We start from the raw sequence: 6,536 nt of genomic DNA on the forward strand, positions 1-6,536 counted from the left end.
CTTCTTATTTGGTACGTTCGCTCTCGCTGTTCAGTTTTCAAGGACCGTTGACGCTTATTTATCTTATCACGTCTTTTTTATCTTGTCAACACCTTTTTTCGGTGTTTTTATTTTTTCTGTCGCTCGCTTCAAGCGACTTTTATATATTATCATTCAACCTTATTTATATCATATTTATTAATCATAATTATTATAAATTATCACGTTATTTCTCTATTTTTTTATTTATTTCTCTTTATTATTCATTATGATACACCAAGTCCCGTTGCATAATATATTCATAGATAAATCAATATTTTAGATAAAATCATTTTAAATAAAATAGGTGCCTTAAACCACTAAAGCAGCCTAATGACACCTAATTTTAACAATTACCTTTTATTTAAACACACCCAGTGAATTTAGGAATATAATTACAACTAATAGAGGTGAAATATATCTTATCAATATTAAGAATGCTTTTAATATTACTTGGTTGCTTATCCTTCCTCCATTGCTTAATTCATTTACTATATCATCTCTATCAATAAAATATCCTATAAATATAGTTATAAATAATCCACCAAGTGGTAGTAATATATTACTTGATACAAAGTCAAATAGATCAAAGAAATTCTTTCCAAATGCTTTGATTTCAGCTATTGGATTACCACCAGCTATTGATGCTGTTGCTAAAAATCCAAACACAAGAATTATAGTCGCTGTTAATAGAACTGCCTTTTTTCTATCCATTTTCTTTTCTTCTGATAAATAAGCAACAGGAACCTCAACCAATGAAATCATAGCTGTTGTAGCTGCAAAAGAAGTTAAAAGGAAAAACAAAGTAAGTAACACTCTACCAAGTGGCATCTTTGAAAACACTAAAGGTATTGTCATAAATAAAAGTCCTGGTCCTGCAGCAGGTTCCATCTTAAAACTAAATACAGCAGGGAATATAGCAAGTCCCGCAAGTAATGATACTAAAAGATCTGAAAAGGCAACCTTAAATGAAGTTTGTGGCATATCATTATCTTCTGTAAAATAACTACCATACGTAATCATTGTTCCCATACCTATCGATAACTTAAAGAAGGCTAACCCTAATGCAATTAGTATGCTTGCTTGTGTAACCTTTGAAAAATCAACTTTAAATAGGAATTTTACTCCTTCAAAAGAATCTGTTAATGTTAAGGCTCTTATATCCATTATTATTATCAATATAAATAGAAGAGGCATCAATGTTTTAGTAACTTTTTCTATTCCATTCTTAACTCCCATTATCAGGATTGTTGATACTACAACCATAACAATAACTTGCCATAAATATGCCATACCATAGTTTGATATTGTTGAAGTAAATATTTCATTTGCCTGTTCAGGAGTTACTCCGTTGAATTTACCAATTAAACTTTTAAAAACATATGAATAAACCCATCCTGCAACTCCACTATAAAAAAACATAATTAAAAAAGATGATAATACACCCATAAGTCCTATAAATTTAAAATTCTCTTTATTTAATTTTCTAAAAGCTCCTACAGCATTGGCTCTTGTTTTTCTTCCAATATAGAATTCACTTATCATTATAGGTATACCAACAAATAGTATACACAATATGTAGATGAATAAAAATCCACCTCCACCATTCATACCAGTAATATATGGGAATCTCCATATATTACCCAAGCCTACTGCTGAACCTAATGTTGCAAAGAAAACTGCAAGTCCCGATGAAAACGTCTCTCTTTTTTTGTTTTCCATAATAATCCCCCTTTAGTAATTTAAATTGTTAAACTTTCGTTATAATATAAAGCACCCAGCAACTTATGGGTGCTTTATATTATTGTTTATAATTGTATAAAAAATGCAAGTTATAGTCAATCAAATTTTATTTACAATTTCTTTGAAAATTCGACCTCTTTCCTCAAAATTTTTAAACATATCAAAACTAGCACATGCAGGTGATAGAGTTATAATATCTCCCTTTTCTGCTGCATTATATGCCTTCAATACTGCATCTTCTAAGCTATCTGCAATCACTATTGGTAATTCTATATTTCTTTCCTCCATAACCCTTAAAAACGCATCCTTTATCTTATCCTTTGTCTTTCCTATTAAAACCAAACATTTAATATAATCTATTCCTTCTTCTGCTAATGGCTCAAATGGTATGTTTTTATCATATCCACCTGCAATCAATATAACCTTTTGTTTAAAAGACTTTAAACCTGCTAATGTTCTTGCTGGGCTTGATGCAATTGAATCATTATAAAACTTTATTCCATTTATTTCTCTTACAAATTCTATTCTATGTTCTACTCCTGAAAAATTCATTGCCACATATCTCATAGTATCTATAGAAACAAAGTCATATACAGCTGCAAAAGCTGCAAGTAAGTTTTCTATATTATGCATACCTGGTAACTTTACTTCATCAATATGACATACAATATTATTATCTACTACAAGATTATCCTCTTGTAAATATGAAAACGCCTTTTCTTTTCTTGAAAATAATCTTACATTTTTATCCGTTTCCTCTGCAATTTTTCTTGTTATTTCATTATCTTTGTTTAAAACAACAACTCCACTTTCTTCTTGATGTAAAAATATATTTTTCTTAGATTCAATATACTCCTGCATATCCTTATGAATATCTAAATGATTAGGCGTTATATTTGTTATAATTGATACCTTGGGAGAAAACTTTGCATCAATTAGCTGGAAACTTGAGAGTTCTAATACAACAAAATCATTCTCCTTTATTTCTTCAATTCTATGAAATAAAGGATTACCTATATTTCCTCCTAAAAACACATTATATCCTTGTTTTTTTAGCATTTCATAAACAAGGGTTGTTGTAGTTGTCTTGCCATCACTTCCTGTAATACCTATAACCTTGCCTTTACAGTATTTTAAAAATTCTCCCATCTCTGACGTAACATAAGCACCTCTATCAAGTGCTTCTTTTATATAAGGGTTTGTAGGCATTAAAGACGGTGTTCTAAATATAATATCTGCTTCTTTTGTCCCTTCTAAATAATTTTCGCCTAAATAAAGTTTAACATCTTTCTTTTTTAATTCTTCTTCATATTCCCCTAAACTTGTTTTTTTATCGCACACAACTACATCTGCACCTAAATCCAACATCATTTGAATAAGAGGAGTATTACTTACACCAGCTCCAACTATTGCAACCTTTTTCTTAAACACAAATTTTTTAAATTCATCAAATGAATATGCCAATTAAAACGCCTCCCTAATTATTGCTTTTAATATATTTCTTTAAGTTTTTTAAATCTTCTATGTAAACATCATACAAAGCTCTATTATATATTATACTCGCAGGATGATACAATGGATATAAAAATCTTCCATTATACTCTATAACTTTCCCGTGTACATCTCCAATTTTTATATCCCCTAACAATGCCTTAAGAGGAGTATTGCCAAGAGTTACAATTATTTTGGGCGATACTATTTCTATCTCCTTTAATAAAGTATCTAAAGATAATTCTATTTCTTTTTTATTTGGTGCTCTATTTACCTTTCTTCCTGTCTTTTCATTTATTTTATAAGGTCTTATTTTTACCACATTTGTTATAAATAAATCTTCTCTTTTTATTTCTAATATATTTATAAACTCATCTAAATTTTTACCTGCTTGACCTACAAAAGGTTTGCCCTGTTCTTCTTCAAATCTTCCTGGTGCTTCACCTATTAGCATAATTTCTGCATCTATATTTCCAACACCATAAACTATCTTTACATCCTCTCCATATATATCTTTTATTCTATCACGATATTGTTCATATATAGTATTTAAATCCATATTATCACTCCTTCCTATATATTTTACTATTCCTTGTAAAAAAAGTCCTCTATTTTTTATAGAGGACTTTTTAATATATTATTTTTCAACTGTAATTTATTATTCTCTGTAATAATCACATCAATTTTTACATTATTTCAGGCAAATTATCCAAATTATTTCTACTATCACCATCTGGCAAACTTCTTAAAAATTTTTCTCCAGTTTTAGATACACCAACGGTAACACCCTCAATCCGTCCTTGTTCTGCAAGTTTTATACCTTCTCCTTTTGAAATTATCTGACCTGTACTTAATCTATAAGAAATTATCTCTCCATTTTTGTCGTGTTTTACTCCAGTAATTCTCATTATAACCCCTCCTTTTTAGTTATTTTTTCACCTACGAAAGGGTTTCATACATTGCTTTAATCTTTTTCAAATCCTCCCACGCTAATTTCTTTTTATTTTCATCTCTTAAAAGAGCTGCTGGATGAAAAGTTGCAATAATATAAAAATCACCTTTTTTATACCATATTCCTCTGTCCTTAGTTATCTTTATATTTTCATCTATAACATATCTTGCTGCAGTTGAACCTAAACACACAATTATTTTAGGTTTTACTATTGCTACCTGCTTTCTTAAATATACTATGCAAGTCTTTGCTTCATCTTCAAAGGGAATCCTATTATTAGGAGGCCTGCATTTAACTATATTTGCTATATATACTTCTTCCCTTTTTATATTAATTGCCTCAAGCATCTTATCTAATAATTTACCTGCTTTTCCTACAAAAGGCCTACCTGTATTATCTTCTTCTTCACCCGGTCCTTCACCTATTAACATAAGCTTTGCATTCAAATTACCCTCACCAAATACAACATTTTTTCTTCTTTGTGATAGCCTACATCTATTACAGTTATTCACATATAACTTTAATTCATCTAAATAACTCATATAATCTACCCCTGTTTTTTGTTATATAATGTATTAATGTATTATATAACAGAATATATAGTATAATATCTTATTTATTAATTAATATTTTTATTATTTTTTATTAAATATGTTGCACTTTAGTTGTAAATGTGTTATATTTATATTGTAATGAATAGCGAAAAGACCCTTTCATATAACATATCCCCATGATTGAACCCTATTAACTGACCCTAGCCAGGAAACCCCCTGGCTCTTTTTTTACATATTTTTTGAACCCCATTCGCAAAGAGCCTTTAAAATAGGCATTAATCCCTTTCCCTTTTCAGTTAAAGAATACTCTACTTTAGGTGGAATTTGATAATATTCCTTTCTATTTATTAATCCATCTGCCTCTAATTCTTTTAATTGATTACTTAATGTTTTATGTGTTATACCATTTACAAGTCTTTTTAACTCTCCATATCTTAAAACTTCATTATTTGAAAGATGCCATAAGATTACTGTCTTCCATTTACCACCTATTATACTCAAAGTATATTCAACTGGGCAATTATAAGTTTTCTGTTGATTCATAAATATTACTCTCCTTTTTGATAGTATATTACTCAAAAGTGCATACTTTATTTTTTTTATATATAATTTATAATTTAAGTATAATATGTTCGAACATAGCTGTAAATACTATAGAAAAATTCATTAATATTTGGAGGTATAATATGATTAATGAAACTTTAAAAGTAATCAAATCAAGAAGAACAACAAGAAAATTTAAAAGCGAACAAATAAAAAATGAAGAACTTCAAGCAATAATCGAGGCAGGTCTTTATGCACCAAGTGCCCATAATCAACAATCTTGGAATTTTACTGTTATACAAAATTCTGAACTTATAAAAGAATTAAATAGAGAATCTAAAGAAGCAGCTAAAGGATTTAATGATGAAGTAATTCAAAAAATGGCTAACAACGAAAAACTTGATGTATTCTATGGAGCTCCTACTCTTATAATAGTATCTGGAATGGATAGTGCTATGATGCCTCAGGTTGACTGTGCTGCTGCAACTCAAAATATGTTAATAGCCGCTGAATCATTAAATATCGGTTCTTGTTGGAATGGATTTATTTCCTTCTTATTTAATGGTCCTAAGGCAGAAGAATATAAAAAGAAATTAAACATACCAGAAGGATTTACACCTTATTATGCTGTTGCACTTGGATATAAAGATACAAAGGCTATAAATGCTCCTGCAAGACGTGAAGGTACAGTACAATATATAAAATAAGACTGAAATAATTTCTCAGTCAGTCTGTTGAAAAAGTTATATATTGATTAGCCCCATGAAGGAGCCTATTGAAATCCCTTCATGGGGCTTTTTCAGATTTTAGCTAACAATTAGGTTTGTCAATAATCTATGTGAGATAATTCCTCAGTCATTTTCATATGTAACAAGAAGGGACAGGCATTCTAATCGAATACCCGCCCCAACAATTGACAAAGAGCCTAAAAAAGCAAATCTGGCAACGACCTACTCTCCCACACCGCATTAGTGCAGTACCATCGGCCCTGCGGAGCTTAACCTGCGTGTTCGGAATGGGTACGGGTGTTTCCTCCGCGGACACCCCCATATATTGGTGGGCCTTCAGGGACTCGAACCCCGGACCGACCGGTTATGAGCCGGTTGCTCTAGCCAGCTGAGCTAAAGGCCCTCAACTATCCGGCAACGACCTACTCTCCCACACCGAATTGGTGCAGTACCATCGGCCCTGCGGAGCTTAACCTGCGTGTTCGGAATGGGTACGGGTGTTTCCTC

The 6,536-nt window shown here is 30.7% G+C and carries 7 protein-coding genes, 1 tRNA gene and 2 rRNA genes; 1 reads left to right on the top strand and 9 read right to left on the bottom strand.

Going from position 1 to position 6,536, the window contains the following annotated elements:
* Positions 1-378: 378 nt before the first annotated feature.
* From JG776_RS12030 to JG776_RS12055, 6 genes are all read right to left on the bottom strand, one after another.
* Entirely contained in the window at positions 379-1,740 is a 1,362-nt protein-coding gene (locus tag JG776_RS12030; protein ID WP_291967855.1) for a sodium-dependent transporter, read from the bottom strand.
* Positions 1,741-1,860: 120 nt separating this feature from the next.
* Positions 1,861-3,225 carry a UDP-N-acetylmuramoyl-L-alanine--D-glutamate ligase gene (gene murD / locus JG776_RS12035; RefSeq protein ID WP_291967857.1) on the bottom strand — a complete coding sequence of 455 codons (1,365 nt, stop codon included), beginning with the start codon at positions 3,223-3,225 and terminating at the stop codon, positions 1,861-1,863.
* 13 nt (positions 3,226-3,238) lie between these two features.
* Positions 3,239-3,811 carry a uracil-DNA glycosylase gene (locus JG776_RS12040; protein ID WP_291967859.1) on the bottom strand — a complete coding sequence of 191 codons (573 nt, stop codon included), beginning with the start codon at positions 3,809-3,811 and terminating at the stop codon, positions 3,239-3,241.
* Positions 3,812-3,938: 127 nt separating this feature from the next.
* On the bottom strand, positions 3,939-4,160 hold the full coding sequence (locus JG776_RS12045; RefSeq protein ID WP_291967861.1) for a DUF3892 domain-containing protein: 222 nt from the start codon (positions 4,158-4,160) through the stop codon (positions 3,939-3,941).
* 31 nt (positions 4,161-4,191) lie between these two features.
* Entirely contained in the window at positions 4,192-4,746 is a 555-nt protein-coding gene (locus JG776_RS12050; protein WP_291967863.1) for a uracil-DNA glycosylase, read from the bottom strand.
* Positions 4,747-4,986: 240 nt separating this feature from the next.
* Positions 4,987-5,301, bottom strand: coding sequence for a helix-turn-helix domain-containing protein (locus JG776_RS12055; protein ID WP_291967865.1), 315 nt, complete (start codon positions 5,299-5,301; stop codon positions 4,987-4,989).
* 146 nt (positions 5,302-5,447) lie between these two features.
* Here JG776_RS12055 and JG776_RS12060 point away from each other — a divergent pair, with 146 nt between their 5' ends.
* On the top strand, positions 5,448-6,008 hold the full coding sequence (locus JG776_RS12060; RefSeq protein WP_291967867.1) for a nitroreductase family protein: 561 nt from the start codon (positions 5,448-5,450) through the stop codon (positions 6,006-6,008).
* A 230-nt stretch (positions 6,009-6,238) separates the two neighbouring features.
* On the opposite strand, the gene rrf (JG776_RS12065) is transcribed toward JG776_RS12060, so the two are convergent.
* The 3 genes from rrf (JG776_RS12065) to rrf (JG776_RS12075) form a co-directional block, all read right to left on the bottom strand.
* Positions 6,239-6,352: ribosomal RNA gene (rrf, locus tag JG776_RS12065) — 5S ribosomal RNA — on the bottom strand.
* A gap of 3 nt (positions 6,353-6,355) precedes the next feature.
* Positions 6,356-6,432 (bottom strand) — tRNA-Ile (locus JG776_RS12070).
* Positions 6,433-6,438: 6 nt separating this feature from the next.
* A 5S ribosomal RNA gene (gene rrf, locus JG776_RS12075) occupies positions 6,439-6,536 on the bottom strand; the annotation flags it as partial.

The sequence above is a fragment of the Caloramator sp. genome, assembly GCF_020054765.1.
In the GTDB taxonomy this organism is placed as follows: Bacteria; Bacillota; Clostridia; order Clostridiales; family Caloramatoraceae; genus Thermobrachium; species Thermobrachium proteoclasticum.

What these genes read in the sequence shown, in the direction of transcription:
- JG776_RS12050 (WP_291967863.1), bottom strand. Translation starts at nt 4,746, where the DNA reads ATGAGTTATTTAGATGAATTAAAGTTATATGTGAATAACTGTAATAGA.
- JG776_RS12030 (WP_291967855.1), bottom strand. Translation starts at nt 1,740, where the DNA reads ATGGAAAACAAAAAAAGAGAGACGTTTTCATCGGGACTTGCAGTTTTC.
- JG776_RS12055 (WP_291967865.1), bottom strand. Translation starts at nt 5,301, where the DNA reads ATGAATCAACAGAAAACTTATAATTGCCCAGTTGAATATACTTTGAGT.
- JG776_RS12040 (WP_291967859.1), bottom strand. Translation starts at nt 3,811, where the DNA reads ATGGATTTAAATACTATATATGAACAATATCGTGATAGAATAAAAGAT.
- JG776_RS12045 (WP_291967861.1), bottom strand. Translation starts at nt 4,160, where the DNA reads ATGAGAATTACTGGAGTAAAACACGACAAAAATGGAGAGATAATTTCT.